Source organism: Sphingomonas sp. ABOLH (assembly GCF_003951715.1).
GTDB lineage: Bacteria > Pseudomonadota > Alphaproteobacteria > Sphingomonadales > Sphingomonadaceae > Sphingomonas > Sphingomonas hankookensis_A.
Genome location: NZ_QQWV01000030.1, coordinates 14101 through 30982 on the forward strand (window position 1 = coordinate 14101; position 16882 = coordinate 30982).

Annotated in this window: 15 protein-coding genes and 1 tRNA gene; 10 read left to right on the forward strand and 6 right to left on the reverse strand. The window is 67.0% G+C overall.

The window, feature by feature from the left end; all coding sequences use genetic code 11:
- Positions 1-58: 58 nt before the first annotated feature.
- From CA237_RS13560 to rpoN, 5 genes are all read left to right on the forward strand, one after another.
- Entirely contained in the window at positions 59-679 is a 621-nt protein-coding gene (locus CA237_RS13560) for a ribonuclease D (RefSeq protein ID WP_066692986.1), read from the forward strand.
- Positions 680-688: 9 nt separating this feature from the next.
- Positions 689-1327, forward strand: a complete 639-nt coding sequence (gene lptC / locus CA237_RS13565) for an LPS export ABC transporter periplasmic protein LptC (RefSeq protein WP_066692987.1) — start codon at positions 689-691, stop codon at positions 1325-1327.
- A gap of 6 nt (positions 1328-1333) precedes the next feature.
- Positions 1334-1876 (forward strand): LptA/OstA family protein, encoded by a 543-nt coding sequence (locus CA237_RS13570; protein ID WP_066692989.1) that lies wholly within the window; start codon positions 1334-1336, stop codon positions 1874-1876.
- A gap of 213 nt (positions 1877-2089) precedes the next feature.
- Positions 2090-2875: an LPS export ABC transporter ATP-binding protein gene (lptB, locus tag CA237_RS13575; protein ID WP_066692992.1), complete on the forward strand. Its 786-nt coding sequence runs from the start codon at positions 2090-2092 to the stop codon at positions 2873-2875.
- Positions 2876-2880: 5 nt separating this feature from the next.
- A complete protein-coding gene (gene rpoN / locus CA237_RS13580) occupies positions 2881-4371 on the forward strand; it encodes an RNA polymerase factor sigma-54 (RefSeq protein ID WP_066692995.1) in 1491 nt (496 codons plus the stop codon).
- Positions 4372-4676: 305 nt separating this feature from the next.
- On the opposite strand, the gene CA237_RS13585 is transcribed toward rpoN, so the two are convergent.
- On the reverse strand, positions 4677-5348 hold the full coding sequence (locus tag CA237_RS13585; protein WP_066692998.1) for a glutathione S-transferase family protein: 672 nt from the start codon (positions 5346-5348) through the stop codon (positions 4677-4679).
- Positions 5349-5393: 45 nt separating this feature from the next.
- Between CA237_RS13585 and CA237_RS13590 the strand changes: the two genes are divergently transcribed.
- Together CA237_RS13590 and CA237_RS13595 are read left to right on the forward strand one after the other, a co-directional pair.
- Entirely contained in the window at positions 5394-5957 is a 564-nt protein-coding gene (locus tag CA237_RS13590; protein ID WP_126014376.1) for a hypothetical protein, read from the forward strand.
- 35 nt (positions 5958-5992) lie between these two features.
- Complete coding sequence (locus CA237_RS13595; RefSeq protein ID WP_066693002.1) at positions 5993-6394, forward strand: hypothetical protein; 402 nt, start codon at positions 5993-5995, stop codon at positions 6392-6394.
- 18 nt (positions 6395-6412) lie between these two features.
- Here CA237_RS13595 and gltB read toward each other — a convergent pair whose 3' ends face one another.
- The 5 genes from gltB to CA237_RS13620 form a co-directional block, all read right to left on the reverse strand.
- Entirely contained in the window at positions 6413-10942 is a 4530-nt protein-coding gene (gene gltB, locus CA237_RS13600) for a glutamate synthase large subunit (RefSeq protein WP_066693004.1), read from the reverse strand.
- Positions 10939-11538, reverse strand: coding sequence for a DUF2059 domain-containing protein (locus CA237_RS13605; RefSeq protein ID WP_066693008.1), 600 nt, complete (start codon positions 11536-11538; stop codon positions 10939-10941). The genes gltB and CA237_RS13605 overlap by 4 nt, the downstream gene beginning before the upstream one ends.
- Complete coding sequence (locus CA237_RS13610; protein WP_066693010.1) at positions 11535-12980, reverse strand: NAD(P)-dependent oxidoreductase; 1446 nt, start codon at positions 12978-12980, stop codon at positions 11535-11537. Before CA237_RS13610 ends, CA237_RS13605 begins: the two co-directional genes overlap by 4 nt.
- Positions 12981-13131: 151 nt before the next feature.
- A complete protein-coding gene (locus CA237_RS13615; RefSeq protein WP_066693011.1) occupies positions 13132-13980 on the reverse strand; it encodes an undecaprenyl-diphosphate phosphatase in 849 nt (282 codons plus the stop codon).
- Entirely contained in the window at positions 13977-14921 is a 945-nt protein-coding gene (locus tag CA237_RS13620) for a complex I NDUFA9 subunit family protein (protein ID WP_066693014.1), read from the reverse strand. The genes CA237_RS13615 and CA237_RS13620 overlap by 4 nt, the downstream gene beginning before the upstream one ends.
- Before the next feature lie 136 nt (positions 14922-15057).
- Here CA237_RS13620 and CA237_RS13625 point away from each other — a divergent pair.
- From CA237_RS13625 to CA237_RS13635, 3 genes are all read left to right on the forward strand, one after another.
- Positions 15058-15144, forward strand: a tRNA-Leu gene (locus tag CA237_RS13625).
- Between the two features lie 168 nt (positions 15145-15312).
- Positions 15313-15879, forward strand: a complete 567-nt coding sequence (locus tag CA237_RS13630) for an RNA polymerase sigma factor (protein WP_066689984.1) — start codon at positions 15313-15315, stop codon at positions 15877-15879.
- The gene (locus CA237_RS13635; RefSeq protein WP_126014378.1) at positions 15876-16844 is read left to right on the forward strand and encodes a FecR domain-containing protein; all 969 of its coding nucleotides are present in this window, start codon (positions 15876-15878) and stop codon (positions 16842-16844) included. Before CA237_RS13630 ends, CA237_RS13635 begins: the two co-directional genes overlap by 4 nt.
- Positions 16845-16882 lie beyond the last annotated feature (38 nt).

Below are 16882 nucleotides of genomic sequence, written 5' to 3' on the forward strand. Positions count from 1 at the left end.
ACCGCAAAATGCGCTTCGGCGCATTTTCAAACGCCTCTCCAACCGCTAGGCGCGACCTATGACCGTCTATTTCCACGAAGAAGACCTGCCCGAGGGCGTCTTTGCCCCCGGCGCCGACATCGCCGTCGATACCGAGACGATGGGCCTCATCACCCCGCGCGACCGGCTGTGCGTCGTCCAGCTGTCGGACGGCGGCGAGGACCAGCATCTCGTCCGCTTCAACCCCGGCAGCAGCTATGCCGCGCCGAGCCTGAAGGCGGTGCTGGCCGATACGAGCCGGGTCAAGCTCTATCATTTCGGCCGGTTCGACCTCGCCGCGATCGAATATTATCTGGGCGTCGTCGCCGCGCCGGTGTTCTGCACCAAGATCGCGTCGCGACTGGTGCGGACCTATACCGACCGCCACGGGCTGAAGGAGCTGGTCCGCGAACTGCTGGGCCAGGACATTTCCAAGCAGCAGCAATCGTCCGACTGGGGCGGCCCGGTCCTCTCGGAGGCGCAGCGTGACTATGCGGCCTCGGACGTGCGCTTCCTCCATGCGCTGCGCGAGGAACTGGTCAAGCGCCTCGCCCGCGAAGGGCGGACCGATCTGGCGCAGGCGTGCTTCGACTTCCTGCCGCATCGCGCGCGGCTGGATATCGCCGGCTGGCCGGAAATCGACATCTTCGCGCATATGTAAGGGACGGCCATGTCGGAAATCGCCCGCCAGGAACGAACGCGCCGGCAACGCCGCGCCGCGCCCGGCAGCGCGCATGACCGGCTGATCGCGACGCTGATGGTCGCGCTGCCGATCGCCATCGGCGTGCTGGCGGCGTTCCTGGTGATGGCGCCTTTGTTCATGCGCGGCGACACCAGCTTCGTGCTCGACAAGAACAAGGTCGATGTCGCGCAGGAACGCATGCGCCTGCGCGCCGCCGAATATCGCGGACAGGATGCCAAGGGCCAGCCCTTCGTCCTCGACGCCGGATCGGCGGTGCAGAAAAGCTCGGCCGAACCGGTGGTCCAGATGCAGGAACTGGCCGCCGGCATCCGCCTGCCCGACGGCCCCGCCCGCCTGACCGCGCCGCGCGGCCGCTATGACATGCGCTCCGAACAGGTCGATGTGCTGGGCCCGATCCAGTTCCGCGCCGCCAACGGCTATTCGCTCGACACCACCAACGCCACCGTCGACCTGAAGACCCGCCGGCTGCGCAGCGGCGGCGCAGTCACCGGCACCACGTCGATGGGCAATTTCAGCGGCGACCGGCTCGACGCCGATCTGGAGGCGCGCACCGTGCGCCTCACCGGCAATGCCCGCTTGCGCATCGACCCGGCACGCACGAAATAGTCGCCCATGATTCGCTATGCGCTACCGGGCCTTGCCGCCACCATCGCCCTCCTCGCGGTCGCGGGGTCGGCGCCGGCACAGACCCGGCATGATTCGAACGCACCGATCGACGTATCGGCCAACGCCATCGAACTGCAGGACAAGCAGCAGCGCGCCGTGTTCACCGGTGGCGCGGTGTTCCGCCAGTCGACCATGACGCTGAACGCCGACCGCGTCGTCATCGCCTATAGCGGACAGATCACCGACGGTTCGCCACAGGCGACGCGGATCGACGCCACCGGCAATGTCGTGCTGACCCGCCCGGACCAGACCGCACGGTCGCGCTTTGCCGTGTATGACATCAACCGCCGCGTGGTGACGATGATCGGCGGCGTGCGGCTGACGCAGGGCGCCAACACGCTGAACGGCGGGCGCCTGTCGATCGACCTCGACACCGGCCGCGCGACCATCGACGGATCGGGCGTCGGCAGCAGCGCGGCACCCGGCGGCGGCGTGCAGCAGAGCGGCGGACGGGTCACCGGCCGATTCTCGGTGCCGAAGCGGAATTGACGTCGGACAGCAAAACCACGTCACCCTGGGCTTGACCCGGGGTGACGGAATAACGGTGCGACGGTATCGCCGAAAACCGGCACGAACTGACCGCATATCGCGCCCGAACCACCGAACAGACCTTCCCTTCCCCTCGCTGTCCATGCAATAATCCTGCCAAAGTCGCGGCGATAACGTCGCGGTAACCATCGCCATGCGATCAGGACGTTGCCGATGCCCGACACCACCCTGCTGACCCCCGCCACCGAAGCCCGCCCGTTTGCGGAAGTCCCCTCGGACCGCGGGCTGTCGGTCGTGTCGATCGCCAAATCCTATGACAAGCGCGTCGTGCTGTCCGACGTGTCGATGTCGGTCGGGCGGGGCGAGGTCGTCGGCCTGCTAGGCCCCAATGGCGCGGGCAAGACCACCAGCTTCTATTCCGCCATGGGCCTGGTGAAGCCCGATGCCGGCCGCATCCTGCTCGACGGTGAGGATATCACCGCGCTGCCGATGTATCGCCGCGCGATCCTCGGGCTGGGCTATCTCCCGCAGGAAACCTCGATCTTTCGCGGCCTGTCGGTCGAAAAGAACATCCTCGCCGTCCTCGAACTGGCCGAGCCGGACAAGGCGGCGCGCGCCGAGCGGCTCGAACAGCTGCTCGACGAATTCGGCCTCACCCGCCTGCGCGCAGCCTCCGCCATGGCGCTGTCGGGCGGTGAGCGGCGCCGCGCCGAAATCGCCCGTGCGCTGGCGGCGAACCCGACGATCATCCTGCTCGACGAACCGTTCGCCGGCATCGACCCGATCTCGATCGCCGACATTCGCGACCTCGTCATCCAGCTCAAGTCGCGCGGCATCGGCGTGCTGATCACCGACCATAATGTCCGCGAGACGCTCGAAATCGTCGATCGCGCCTACATCATCTATGACGGCCGCGTGCTGTTCGCCGGGTCGCCCGCCGAACTGGTCGCCGACGCCAATGTCCGCCGCCTCTATCTCGGCGAAGGCTTCGAACTCTAACCGCCATGAGCCTCGCCCCTCGCCTCGACCTGCGCCAGTCGCAATCGCTGGTGATGACGCCGCAGCTGCAGCAGGCGATCCGCCTGCTCGCGCTGTCGAATCTGGAGATTGAGGGGTTCATCGCCGAAGAGATCGAAAAAAACCCGCTGCTCGATTCCGGCGGCGGCGGCAGCGACGATGACGGCCCCGCCTTCGACGCCGCCGAACCCGTCGCGACCGCCAGCGAACCCGCCGGGTCGGACGAACTGCTCGGCATCGGCGCGGCGAGCGGCGAATCGCTCGATCTCGATCTGGGCGACACCTTCCACCATGACAGCCCGTCGGACGGGGTCGGCTCGCTCGACGGGGGCCTCGGCCTCGCCGCGACCGGGGGTGGCGGGTTCGACGAAGGCCCCGACTTCGACACCTTCGCCAGCGACGACGTCTCGCTCGCCGACCATCTGCTGCAACAGGCCGGGACCTGTGTCGCCGGTGCCGACCTGTTCATCGCCAGCGCGATCATCGACCAGATCGACGAATGCGGCTATCTCACCGGCTCGCTGCTCGACATCGCCCATCGCCTCGGCATCCCGCTCGCCCGCGTCGAAGCGGTGCTGGGCATCGTCCAGACCTTCGACCCCAGCGGCGTCGGCGCGCGCAGCCTCGCCGAATGCCTGACGATCCAGGCGAAGGAGGTCGACCGCTACGATCCCTGCATGGCGCGGCTGATCGACAATCTCGATCTCGTCGCGCGCGGTGCCCTGCCGCAGCTGCGCCGCATCTGTGAGGTCGACGACGAAGACCTCGCCGACATGATCCGCGAACTGCGCGGCTATGATCCCAAACCCGGCTGCCGGTTCGGCGGAGAGCGCACCCAATCGGTCGTCCCCGACCTGATCGTCGCGCCGCGCAAGGACGGCTGGGCGGTGGAGATCAACGGCGCCACCCTCCCGCGCGTCCTCGTCAATCGCGGCTATTTCGCCGAACTCAGCGCCAATGGCGACAAATCGTCGAAAGCATGGCTGTCCGACTGCCTCGCCAGCGCCAACTGGCTGGTAAAGGCGCTCGACCAGCGGCAGCGCACCATCCTGAAGGTCGCGACCGAGATCGTGAAGCAGCAGGAGGCGTTCTTCCGCCAGGGCGTCGCCCATCTCCGCCCGCTGACCCTCGCCAAGGTGGCCGAAGCGATCGAGATGCACGAATCGACCGTCAGCCGGGTGACCTCGAACAAATATCTTTCCTGCCCGCGCGGGCTGTTCGAGCTGAAATATTTCTTCACCTCCGCCATCCAGTCGGCCGATGGCGGCGAGGCGGTGTCGGCACTTGCGGTCAAGGACGCGATCCGCACCCTGATCGCGAACGAGGACCCCAAGAAGATCCTGTCCGACGACACGCTGGTCGAACTGCTGAACGCCAAGGGCTTCGATATCGCCAGGCGGACGGTCGCCAAATATCGCGAGGCGATCGGGCTAGGGTCGTCGGTCCAGCGCCGCCGGCAAAAGGCGCTGGGCGGGTAGGACTTTCCTACACGGGGCAGCGTCGCCATGATGGCCGGCGCTCTTTCCCACCGTCCATTCGCGTCCTTTTACCGGGCAAGGTCACGCACGCCGTAAAACGCGCACGAGTGTGAACTTAGTGAACTTTGGAACCGGCGTTGCCGCTAAATGCTTCAAATCATTCAAGCCCGTGTGGTTCGAGTAGCGATCGAGCCTGTCGAGAGCGCGTATCGAGAACGGGGTTCCGCTGGACAGGCGTTCTCGACGGACGCTTCTCGACAAGCTCGAAGCTGCTCGAACCCAACGGGGGATTTGGAAAGGTCGTCCTAAACGTCCAATTTCTCATAATCCGCCGGCGGCGGCACGCCTTCCATCCGCTCGGCCAGCAGCGGGCGAAAGCTCGGGCGGCTCTTCATGCCGACATACCAGCGCTTCGCCAGGTCGTGCGTCTTGAAATCGATCCCGCCCAGATAATCGGCGATCGAAATCTGCGCCGCCGCCGCCAGGTCGGCGAGGCTCATCGTCGCGCCGCCGATCCACTGCCGATGGTCGAGCAGATAATCGATATAGTCGAGATGCTCGACCGCCGCCTTCATCGCCTCGCGCAGTACCCGCGTATCGGGCGTCTGGCGGTGGACGATGCGCTTCTCCATCCGCTCCATCAGCAAGGGACCTGTGATCTCGCGATAGAATTGCGTGTCGAACCACGTCACCAGCCGCCGCTGTTCGGCGCGGTCGGCGGCGCTGCCGTTCAGCATGGCGGGCTTGTCGCCCGTCTCCTCGATATATTCGCAGATCGCCATCGAATCGATCAGCCGGATGCCGGCTTCGTCATCGATCATCACCGGGGTCTGCCCGGCCGGATTGATGTGCAGGAACTCGTCGCGCCGCGCCCAGGGCGATTCGCGCACCGGCTGATAGCCGATGCTCTTTTCCGCCAGCAGCAGGCGGACTTTCCGCGAGAAAGGACATAGCGGGAATTGCAGGAGCTGCCACATGGGTCCGTGTTAGGCCGCAGGCTGGCCGGGCGGAAGGGGATTCGTGTGGGGTTGCTCGGCAGTCTGGTCTGGTTGGTCGTGGCGATCCTGCTCGCCGACCGCTCGCCGCGCCCGGCGGTTCAGGCGGTGGCAGTCGTCTGTGCAGGACTTTCCGGCACGACCCTGCCCGATCTCGACCTGCTGCTGCCGCTCGGCCATCGTAGCGGCCTGACCCATTCGCTGCTGCCGCTTGCCCTCGCCCTGTTCGCCACGCGCTGGCGCCCGGTCATGGCCGGCCTCGCGATCGGCATCGGCCTGCACCTCGCCGCCGATACCTTCCCCAATGCGATGCGCGGCTTCGCGACGGTCAAGCTGCCGGGCGTCGGTTCGCTCGGCGCCACCGGTTCCTATGCGTGGCTGGGGATGCAAGCGCTGGCCGCGACGCTGGCCGGCGCGGTCCTGCTGGCGGCGGCGCTCCCGATCCGCCTTGCCCTCGTCACCGCCGCGGCACTGGCGATGGTCGGGATCGCCTATCTCTTCGCGACCGATGGCGGCTGGCCGGCGCTGGCGGTCTATGGCGCGTTCGGCTGGCTGGCGATCCGGCGGAGGACCGTGCGGGTGGCAAGCTAACCTGCTGGCAAGTTTTTTGCCCTACAGCCAACGGCATGGAAGCGACCTTCTCGATCCGCAACGACATCCCGCATGCGCTGATGCACATCACCATGGCGGGCTTTTTCGAACCGGCGGACATCGCGCGGTTCGCCGCTGCGCGCGATCGCGAACTCCTCGCGTTGCGGACGCGTCCCAACGAGCATCTGACGCTGGTCGATATCCGCGCGATGGATATCCAGGCCGCCGACAGCGTCGCCGCCTTCCGCCAGTTGCTTGCCGATCCGCGCACCGTCTCGCGCCGGATCGCGTTCGTCGTCGGCCGCTCGCTGGCCGCGATGCAGATCCGCCGCGCCGCGCATGGTCGCGACACGCAATATTTCGCCGATATCGAGGAAGCGGAGGCATGGCTGCTGTCCCCGCAGACACCGCTGCGGATGGCGTCCCGGGCCGGCTGACCGGCCCGGGACCACCAATCAGGCGGCGACCTCCGCTTGTTGCGCCACCGCCGTGTCGTCGCTCAGCGGATGCGCCAGCCGCGTCAGCATTTCCTTTGGCACCACCTGCCAGAAATGGTGCTTCGCCCGGTCCCAATCTTCCAGGATCGCGCCCGACCAGCGGCTGTCGGTCATCGCATGATGTTCGGCGACCAGGCCCTTGAGCACCCCTTCCCAATGCGCCGCCCCCAGCCGGTGCAGCGTGATGCTCTCCGGATTATGGTTGCGCTCGAAACTGGCGTCATGGTCGTAGATGAACGCCATGCCGCCGGTCATGCCCGCGCCGAAGTTCGTACCGGTATGGCCCAGCACGACCGCCGTCCCGCCGGTCATATATTCGCAGCCATTGGCGCCGCAGCCCTCGACCACGACGGTCGCGCCCGAATTGCGCACGGCGAAGCGCTCGCCCGCCTGCCCCGCCGCGAACAGCTTGCCCGACGTCGCGCCGTACAGGACGGTGTTGCCGACGATGGTGTTCTCATGGCTCTTGAGCGGTGACGACACCATCGGGCGGACGGTGATGATCCCGCCCGACAGCCCCTTGCCGACATAGTCGTTGGCGTCGCCGAACACCTCCAGCTTGATGCCCTTGCACAGGAACGCGCCGAGGCTCTGCCCCGCCGACCCGCGCAGCCGCACGGTGACATGGCCGTCGGCCAGCTTCGACATGCCGAACTTGCGCGTGATCTCGCTGGACAGGCGGGTGCCGACCGCGCGGTGGGTGTTGCGCACGGAATAGGTCAGCTGCATCTTCTCGCCGCGCGAGAAGACCGCCGCCGCATCCTTGATCATCTGTGCATCGAGGCTGTCGGGCACTTCGTTGCGGAAGGTCGACAGGCTGAAGCGCCGCTCGCTCTCGTCCGCATCGACCTTCGCGAGGATCGGGTTGAGGTCGAGGTCGTCGAGATGCTCGGCCCCGCGGCTGACCTGCCGCAGGAACTCGGTCCGTCCGACCACCTCGTCGAGGCTGCGCACGCCGAGGCGCGACAGGATCTCGCGCACTTCCTCGGCGATGAAGGTCATCAGGTTGATGACCTTTTCGGGCGTACCGGTGAACTTGGCGCGCAGCCGCTCATCCTGCACGCACACGCCGACCGGACAGGTGTTGCTATGGCACTGGCGCACCATGATGCAGCCCATCGCCACCAGCGACAGCGTACCGATGCCGAACTCCTCGGCGCCGAGGATCGCGGCGGCGACGATGTCACGCCCGGTCTTGAGCCCACCATCGGTGCGCAGCACCACGCGACCGCGCAGGCCGTTCAGCGTCAGCGTCTGGTTGACCTCGCTCAGCCCCATTTCCCACGGCGTGCCGGCGTACTTGATCGACGTCTGGGGCGACGCGCCGGTCCCGCCGACATGCCCCGACACGAGGATGACGTCGGCATGCGCCTTCGCCACGCCCGCCGCGACCGTGCCGATCCCGGCCGAACTGACCAGCTTCACGCACACCCGCGCCTTCGGGTTGATCTGCTTCAGGTCGTAGATGAGCTGCGCCAGATCCTCGATCGAATAGATGTCGTGGTGCGGCGGCGGGCTGATCAGCGTCACCCCCGGCGTCGCATGGCGCAGCTTGGCGATGAACTCGGTCACCTTGAAGCCGGGCAGCTGCCCGCCCTCGCCGGGCTTCGCACCCTGCGCGACCTTGATCTCGATCTCGTCGCAGGCGTTGAGATACTCGGCGGTGACACCGAACCGGCCCGACGCCACCTGCTTGATGACCGAATTGCCGTTATCGCCATTCTCGTACGGCTGGTAGCGGATCGAGTCCTCGCCGCCCTCGCCCGAGACCGCCTTCGCGCCGATGCGGTTCATCGCGATCGCCAGCGTCTCATGCGCTTCCGGGCTGAGCGCGCCCAGCGACATGCCCGGCGTCACGAACCGCTTGCGGATCTCGGTGATCGCCTCGACCTGTTCGATCGGCACGCCCGTGTCGGGGAAATTGAACTCCAGCACGTCGCGCAGATAGACCGGCGGCAGGTCGCGCACGCCCCGCGAAAACTGCATGTACGTCGAATAGCTGTCGGTCGCGACCGCGGTCTGCAGCAGGTGCATCAGCTGCGCCGAATAGGCATGCGCCTCGCCGCCGCCACGCTGGCGATAGAAGCCGCCGATCGGCAGCGTCGCCACCGCCGTATCGAACGCCGCCTCGTGCCGCTGCGTCGCGTTGACGTGCAGCGAGTGATAGCCCTCGCCCGAAATCTTGGCCGGCATGCCGGGGAAGAAGTCGTTGACCAGCGCACGGCTCAAGCCCACCGCTTCGAAGTTGTACCCGCCGCGATAGCTGGAGATCACCGCGATCCCCATCTTCGACAGGATTTTCAGCAGTCCTTCGTCGATCGCGGTGCGGTGGCGCTTCAGCGCCTCGTCCATGCCGATCTCGCCGAACAGCCCGCGCGCATGGCGGTCTGCAATGGCGGCTTCGGCCAGATAGGCGTTCACCGTCGTCGCGCCGACGCCGATCAGCACCGCATAATAGTGCGTGTCGAGACATTCCGACGACCGCACGTTGATCGACGCGTAGGACCGCAGCCCCTTGCGAACCAGATGCGTATGCACCGCCGCCGCCGCCAGCACGCCCGCAATCGGCACCTTGGTCGCGTTCAGATGCTCGTCGGTCAGGAACAGCTCGCTGCGCCCCTCGCGCACCGCCTGTTCGGCCTGCGCGCGGATGCGAGCGATCGCGGCGCGCAGCGCCTCGGGTCCCTCGCCCGCCGGGAAGGTGCAGTCGATCTCCGCTGCCTGGGCGCCGAAATGCGCCTTCAGCCGCAGCCAGTCGCTGTTGGTCAGCACCGGGCTGTTCAGCACCAGCACCGCGCTTGCCCGATCCCCGGTGTCGAGGATGTTGGCGAGGTTCCCGAACCGCGTCTTGAGCGACATGACATAGCGCTCGCGTAAGGGATCGATCGGCGGGTTGGTGACCTGGCTGAAATTCTGGCGGAAGAAATGGCTGATGAGGCGCGGCTTGTCGGAAATGACCGCCAGCGGGGTGTCGTCGCCCATCGATCCGATCGCTTCCTTGCCGCCCTCGACCATCGGCGACAGGATCAGTTCCATGTCCTCCAGCGTCTGCCCGGCGCACACCTGCCGCCGCGCCAGTTCGGCGCGGTCGTAGCGCAGCGGCGCTTCGGCGGGGGCCGGCAGGTCGTCGATGGTCAGGAACCGGGCGGTCATCGCCGCATAGTCCGCCTCGGCAGCGATCTTGTCCTTGATCGCACGGTCCTTGTAGAGCCTGCCCTCGCCCAGATCGACGGCGAGCATCTCGCCCGGGCCCAGGCGGCCCTTCTCGACCACTGTCGCCTCGGCCACCGGCACCATCCCCGCTTCCGACCCGACGATCAGCAGCCCGTCGCCGGTCAGCGTGTAGCGCAAGGGGCGCAGCGCGTTGCGGTCGAGCCCGGCGACCGCCCAGCGGCCATCGGTCATCGCCAGCGCGGCGGGGCCGTCCCACGGCTCCATGACGCTGGCGAGATAGTCGTACATCGCGGTATGCGCCGGCGGCATGTCGGGCGCGCCCTGCCACGCCTCGGGCACCAGCATCAGCTTGGCGGTCGGCGCGTCGCGGCCCGAGCGACAGATCGTCTCGAACACCGCATCCAGCGCCGCCGTGTCCGACGCGCCCGCCGGGATCACCGGCTTGATGTCTTCCGAGCGTTCACCGAACGCGATGCTCGCCATCTTGATCTCGTGGCTGAGCATCCAGTTCTTGTTGCCGCGGATCGTGTTGACCTCGCCATTATGGGCGAGACAACGGAACGGCTGCGCCAGCCACCATTGCGGGAAGGTGTTGGTCGAATAGCGCTGGTGAAAGATCGCGACGCGCGATTCGAAGCGTTCGTCGGTCAGGTCGGGATAGAAATCCGACAGGCTCTCTGCGAGGAACAGCCCCTTGTAGATGATCGAGCGGCACGACAGCGAACAGAAGTAGAACCCGGTGATCTGCGCGGCGATGATCCGCTTCTCGATCCGGCGGCGGACCAGATAAAGGTTCTTCTCGAACTCGGCCTCGTCCATCTCTTCCGGGGCCGGCCCGGCGATCATGATCTGCTCGATCTCCGGCCGGGTCGCCTGCGCCTTCATGCCGATCACCGACACGTCGACCGGGACCTGCCGCCAGCCATAGATCGACCAGCCCGCCTCGATGATCTCCGATTCGACCAGCGTACGGCAGGTCTCCTGCGCACCCAGATCGGTACGCGGCATGAACACCATGCCGACCGCGAGCCGCGCGTGCAGCGGCTTGTGCCCCGACGCGGCGATCGCATCGTCGAAGAAACGGTGCGGCAGGTCGACATGGATGCCGGCGCCGTCGCCGGTCTTGCCATCGGCATCGACCGCGCCGCGGTGCCACACCGCGCGAAGTGCATCGATCGCCGACTGCACGACCCGGCGCGACGGCTTGCCATCGGTCGCGGCAACCATGCCGACGCCGCAGGCATCGCCTTCGAATTCGGGGCGGTACATGCCTTCGGTGGCAAGGCGGAGGCGTTCGGAGGTCATGTCGGTCATTCGTTCTCGCCCTTCGGCTTAGGAGGCTTCGGCAGATGCGCGGTCGCGGCCTCCACCTTCTTCATGATGCCCGGCATTTCCTGCAGCATCATCGGCATCGCCTTCATCATTTCGCCCATGATTTCCGGGTCGGCGAACAGCGATATGAACTGCTCGCCGAACGCCTGACCCGAAGGCGTGGCGAAAAAGGCGTTCAGGTCGTTCAATTGCCGCGCGTCGAACCGCTTGGCCAGCGCACGGGCCATGCCGGTGCGCAGCGACGGTTCCATCCGCCCCATCAGCGGGCCCAGTTCCTCGCCCATGACGCGCGTCATGATCCGCATCCGTTCATCGAACGCCGGATCGGCGGCCCGCGCCTTGGCCCGACCGCCGGGCACCGCCGTTTCCATGTTCGCGAGCATGGCATCCATCATCGCCGGAAACTGCTGCCGCATCAGCCGCATATAGACGCCCTGCGGCACCAGCACCGCGACCGACTTTTCCGCCAGCGCTAGGCGCGCCGGATCGATCGGTTGTACGGCAGCGGGGGCGGCCGGTGTCTGGGCCAGCGCCGGCGTGGCACCCAACAGCGAGGCTGCGAGGATCAGCGCCTTCATGCCGCCACCTTCGCAGCCTTAGCCTTCGCCTTCAGGTACGCGTGCATCCGCTCGGTCACGTCGCGGCCGTCGCGGATCGCCCATACCACCAGCGATGCACCGCGCACGATGTCGCCGGCCGCGAACACCCCGTCCAACGACGTCATCATCGACTTGCCGTCGACGCGCACCGTGCCCCAGCGGGTCACGCCCAGTTCGGGGGCATCGAACAGCGTCGGCAGATCCTCGGCATCGAAGCCCAGCGCCTTCACCACCAGATCGGCGTCGAGCACGAACTCGTTGCCCGGATCGGCCTCCGGCGCACGTCGCCCCGAGGCGTCGGGCGCGCCCAACCGCATGCCGGTCGCGCGGACCTGCACCACTTGGCCCTCACGTTCGTCGAACGCAGCGGGGGCAGAGAGCCAGACGAACTCGACGCCCTCTTCCTCGGCATTGGCGACCTCACGCTGCGAGCCGGGCATGTTGGCGCGGTCGCGGCGATAGAGGCACTTCACCGACTTGGCGCCTTGGCGGATCGCAGTACGAACGCAATCCATCGCGGTATCGCCGCCGCCGACCACGACGACATTCTTGCCCGCCGCATTCAGCGACCCGTCGTCATAGGCAGCCACCTGATCGCCGAAGCCGACCTTGTTCGACGCGGTCAGGTAATCGAGCGCATCGACCACACCGCCGCTGCCGACGCCCGGTGCCTTGATCGCGCGGGGCTTGTACACGCCGGTCGCGATCAGGATCGCGTCATGCTTCTGGCGAAGCTCGTCAAGCTTCGCATCGCGGCCGACCTCGAACCCTTCGTGAAAGACGATGCCGCCTTCTTTCAGCCGCTCGACCCGGCGCATCACCACCGGCTTTTCCAGCTTGAAGCCCGGAATGCCATAGGTCAGCAGCCCGCCGGCGCGATCGTAGCGGTCATAGACATGGACGTCATAACCGAGGTTGCGCAGCCATTCCGCCGCCGCCAGCCCCGCCGGGCCTGCGCCGACGATGCCGACCGACTGGCCACGCGCCGGGCCGACCGCGACCGGTTCGACCCAGCCCTTTTCCCACGCGGTATCGGTGATGAACTTTTCGACCGACCCGATGGTGACCGCGCCATGGCCCGAAAACTCGATGACGCAATTGCCCTCGCAAAGCCGGTCCTGCGGACAGATGCGGCCACAGATCTCGGGCATGGTCGAGGTGCTATTCGACAGCTGATAGGCCTCCTGCAACCGCCCCTCGGCCGTCAGGCGTAGCCAGTCGGGGATATGGTTGTGCAGCGGGCAATGCACCGAGCAATAAGGGACGCCGCATTGCGAGCAGCGCCCCGCCTGATCCTCGGCGGTCGGCGGGGCATAGCGCTCCGCGATCTCGCGGAAATCTTCCGCCCGCAATTCGGGTTCGCGCTTCGCAGGATAGGACTGCGGACGCGAAACGAACTTCAACATTGCTTGCTCGGCCATAATGCCCTCCGACCTTTCGGAAAGCATGTTTTGACCGCTGAGTCACGCAATAATCGGTCGATAGGTAAGCTATGATGACCTTATTGCTGCGTGTTGAATAGCAGTTTTTCAAGAACCAATCGCAACAACGGCTTTTATGGCCGTATCGGACCTATCCCACTGCGGGGATACGTCCTTGCGACAACAGCATAATCAACGCCCCGCCCAGCAGCACGCGGTAGACCACGAACGCCATATAGCCCCGCGTCGACACGAGCTTCAGGAATCCGACGATCGATGCATATCCCACGACGAACGAGATGACCGTCGCCAGCAGGGTCGGCCCCGGACCATAGGGGCCGAACTGTCCCCAGGTCTTGAACAGCTGGTATAGCCCCGACGCCAGCACCGCCGGAATGGCGAGCAGGAACGAGTAGCGCGCCGCCGCCTCGCGGGTGAAGCCCATGAACAGCCCGGCGGTGATCGTGCCGCCCGACCGCGACACGCCCGGCAGCAACGCCATCGCCTGTGCAAAGCCGAACACGATGCCGCTGCCCCAGCGCAGCCGGTCGAGGCCCAGCCGCCGTCGCCCGACCAGATCGGCGATGCCCAGCAGGATGCCGAAGCCGATCAGGCTGAACGCGGTGAACCACAGATTGCGCAGCGACGTCTCGATCGCGTCCTTGAACAACAGCCCCAGCACGACGATCGGCAGCGTGCCGACGATCACCAGCCAGCCCATCCGTGCATCGTCGCGCGCGACCGCATCCTGCCGGCCGCCGAAGAACTGGCCCAGCCACGCCGTCGCGATCCGCCAGATATCCTTGCGGAAATACAGCAGCACCGCCGCTTCGGTCCCGATCTGGATGATGGCGGTGAACGCCGCCCCCGGATCGGTGCCCGATGGCAGGAACGCCCCGGCGATGCGCAGATGCGCGCTGGACGACACCGGCAGGAACTCGGTCAGTCCCTGGATGATGCCGAGGATCGTGGCTTCCAGCCACGCGGTTGCAGGGTTCACGCGCGGGCGACCTTGTTGAAGCGGCCATTCTTGCGATAGACGACCAGCCAATCGGGCGCGACCGTCGCCAGTGGCACCGGCCGCACGCCGAACGCCTCGATCCCCGGCACCCCGTCACCGACGACATTGTCGCGCGACAGCATCGCCCATTGATCCTTGCTGATCGGGGTGAACGGCATCGCCGCGATCGCTCCGCCCAGATCGTTGGGAATTTCGAGGAAGCGGACATCGCGCCCGATCGCACCCGCGATCCAGCGGTTGAGGTCGCCCATCGAGATCACGTCCGGCCCGCCGATCGCATAGGTCTGTCCACCGAAGCGCTCCGGTTCGGCCAGCGCCTTGACCACCACCTGCGCCAGATCGACGACATAGATCGGCTGGAACTTGGTTGCCGCGGCCATCACCGGCACCAGTGGACGCCCGATCAGCGCCGGCGCGCCCGAAATCATCCCGGCGAAGCGATTGACGAAGCCATCCTCGCGCCCGAACACGATCGACGGACGCAGGATGGTCGCGGTCGGAAAGGCGGCCAGCACCGCCTGCTCGCCCGCCGCCTTCGACCGGCCATAGGCCGAGGGCGAGGCCGGATCGGCGCCGATCGCCGAAATCTGCACGAAGGCCTTCACGCCCGCCGCAGCGGCGGCTTCCGCCACGGTGCGCGCGCCCGCAACATGCACCTTGTCGAAATCGCCCTCGAGGATACCGACCAGGTTCACGACCGCATCCGATCCGGCGACCGCCCGCACGACCGTCTCCGGCCGCGACAGGTCGGCGGCGACGAACTGCGTCTGCCCCAGCCCGCCCTGCGTGCGCAGGTACAGCGCCTGACGCGGATCGCGCTGCGCGATGCGGACGCGTGCACCCGCCTTCAACAATTCCTGCACGACATAGCGGCCGACAAAGCCGCCGCCGCCGAACAGCGTCACCAACTGGTTCTTCATCGAGTCCGCCCTTGCCTGTCTCTACGCCAAGGCCCCATGCCGCTCCTGCAGCAAAACGGCAAGGACAACCTAAAATTCTCGAAACAAGTTGTTGACACCCCGCCGCACCCCCCGTAGAGGCGCCCTCCTACCCCGTGCCCAGATGGCGGAATTGGTAGACGCACCAGCTTCAGGTGCTGGCGATCGCAAGGTCGTGGAGGTTCGAGTCCTCTTCTGGGCACCATTTCTTCGCATAGCGTCGAAACAGCTTCGGGGATCGTCGGAACGACGGTCCCCGCAGGCACTTGTCTGCGGGCCGGTCGCCCGTCCGGGTGAATATCTTTCGATTCCATCGATCTGCCGTCCGACTGGACGTTACGGGTTGGCGCGTGTCATTCGTCATTACCCTCTGATGATCGACGATGATGTCCTCAAACGCTGGTTCGTCGCGGACGTGCTTCCGCTGGAGCGCGACCTCGAACGCTATCTGGCGCGCCATTGCCGGGCGCGGGATGACGTGATCGACCTTCGGCAGGAGGTGTACGAACATGCGGTCGGTGCCGCGCGCCGGGGGATTCCGTTGAACACGCGGCCGTTCGTCCTGACCATCGCCCGCAACCTGCTGATCGATCGGGCGCGCCGGGCGAAGGTGGTGTCGTTCGAACAGATGGCCGATCTCGACGAGCTGAACGTGCCCGACCTGACCGAGGCGGATCGTGCGCTGGGCGCCCGCGACGAGCTGCGCCGGGCGATGGCGGGGCTGGACCAGCTGCCGCCGCGCTGCCGCGAGGTCGTCCGGCTGCGGCGGGTCGAGGGGCTGAACATCCGCGAAACCGCCGCCCGGCTGGGGGTGGGCCACCACACCGTCGAGCGCCAGCTGACGCTCGGCCTGCGCGCGCTCGCCAATTTCATGCTGGGCGGCACGGCGCGGATCGACCGCACGCCGGGGCTGGCCCCGCGACGGAAGCGGACGCCATGACCGCCCGCCCCGAGATCGAAGCGCGTGCCGCCGCGTGGCTGGTGCGGCGCGACCAGCCCGAATGGAACGCGGCGGACGATACCGCGCTGGCGGCCTGGCTGGACGAAAGCGATGCGCACAAGGCCGCGCTGTGGCGGCTCGAGGCCGGTTGGGACGCGACCGCGCGGCTAGCCGCCATGCGAAGCACCCCGGTCGAACCGGTGCCCCGCCGCGTCGCCCTTCTGAACAGCCGGGCGCTGCAGGCGCTGGCGGCCAGTCTGGTGCTGCTCTGCCTGTTCGCCGCGATCGCGCTGCCGGACCTGCTCCGGCGCGATCCGCCGCTGCTGCGCCGCTTCGCCACCACCATCGGCGAACATCGCGCGCTGCGCCTGCCCGATGGCAGCGCGGTGACGCTCAATACCGCCAGCACGCTGCGCACCGCGATCGACGGGGGTCGGCGCGCCGTCTGGCTCGATCGCGGCGAGGCCTATTTCGATGTGGCCCACGACAGCAGCCATCCCTTCGTCATCCACGCAGGCGACCGGATGGTGACGGTGCTTGGCACCCGGTTTTCGGTACGGCGCGATGGTCGCACGGTCACCGTCGCCGTCGTCGAGGGCCGGGTCCGAGTGGAGGATGCCGCCGGTGGCGAGCGGGGGCGGGCGGCGGTCATCACCGCCGGCAATGTCGCCATCGCGCGCGGCACGTCGATGCTGCTGACCGACCGATCGCCGGCGCGGGTGGAGGCGGCGCTGTCATGGCGGCAGGGGATGCTGACCTTCGACCGGACGACGCTGGGCGAGGCCGCCGCCGAGTTCAACCGCTATAACCGCCGGCAGATCCGGATCGCCGATGCACGCGCGGCGCAGATCCGGATCGGCGGCACGTTCGAGGCGACCGACATCGATGCATTCGCACGACTGCTGCACGCCGGGTTCGGACTGACGGTGCGCGAAGACGTCGATGCGATCACGATAGATTCCTGATCGGTCGCGTTACGACTTTCCGCCTGCCGTCCGTCTAG

What these genes read in the sequence shown, in the direction of transcription:
- CA237_RS13560 (WP_066692986.1), top strand. Translation starts at nt 59, where the DNA reads ATGACCGTCTATTTCCACGAAGAAGACCTGCCCGAGGGCGTCTTTGCC.
- lptC (WP_066692987.1), top strand. Translation starts at nt 689, where the DNA reads ATGTCGGAAATCGCCCGCCAGGAACGAACGCGCCGGCAACGCCGCGCC.
- CA237_RS13570 (WP_066692989.1), top strand. Translation starts at nt 1,334, where the DNA reads ATGATTCGCTATGCGCTACCGGGCCTTGCCGCCACCATCGCCCTCCTC.
- lptB (WP_066692992.1), top strand. Translation starts at nt 2,090, where the DNA reads ATGCCCGACACCACCCTGCTGACCCCCGCCACCGAAGCCCGCCCGTTT.
- rpoN (WP_066692995.1), top strand. Translation starts at nt 2,881, where the DNA reads ATGAGCCTCGCCCCTCGCCTCGACCTGCGCCAGTCGCAATCGCTGGTG.
- CA237_RS13585 (WP_066692998.1), bottom strand. Translation starts at nt 5,348, where the DNA reads ATGTGGCAGCTCCTGCAATTCCCGCTATGTCCTTTCTCGCGGAAAGTC.
- CA237_RS13595 (WP_066693002.1), top strand. Translation starts at nt 5,993, where the DNA reads ATGGAAGCGACCTTCTCGATCCGCAACGACATCCCGCATGCGCTGATG.
- gltB (WP_066693004.1), bottom strand. Translation starts at nt 10,942, where the DNA reads ATGACCGACATGACCTCCGAACGCCTCCGCCTTGCCACCGAAGGCATG.
- CA237_RS13605 (WP_066693008.1), bottom strand. Translation starts at nt 11,538, where the DNA reads ATGAAGGCGCTGATCCTCGCAGCCTCGCTGTTGGGTGCCACGCCGGCG.
- CA237_RS13610 (WP_066693010.1), bottom strand. Translation starts at nt 12,980, where the DNA reads ATGGCCGAGCAAGCAATGTTGAAGTTCGTTTCGCGTCCGCAGTCCTAT.
- CA237_RS13620 (WP_066693014.1), bottom strand. Translation starts at nt 14,921, where the DNA reads ATGAAGAACCAGTTGGTGACGCTGTTCGGCGGCGGCGGCTTTGTCGGC.
- CA237_RS13630 (WP_066689984.1), top strand. Translation starts at nt 15,313, where the DNA reads ATGATCGACGATGATGTCCTCAAACGCTGGTTCGTCGCGGACGTGCTT.
- CA237_RS13635 (WP_126014378.1), top strand. Translation starts at nt 15,876, where the DNA reads ATGACCGCCCGCCCCGAGATCGAAGCGCGTGCCGCCGCGTGGCTGGTG.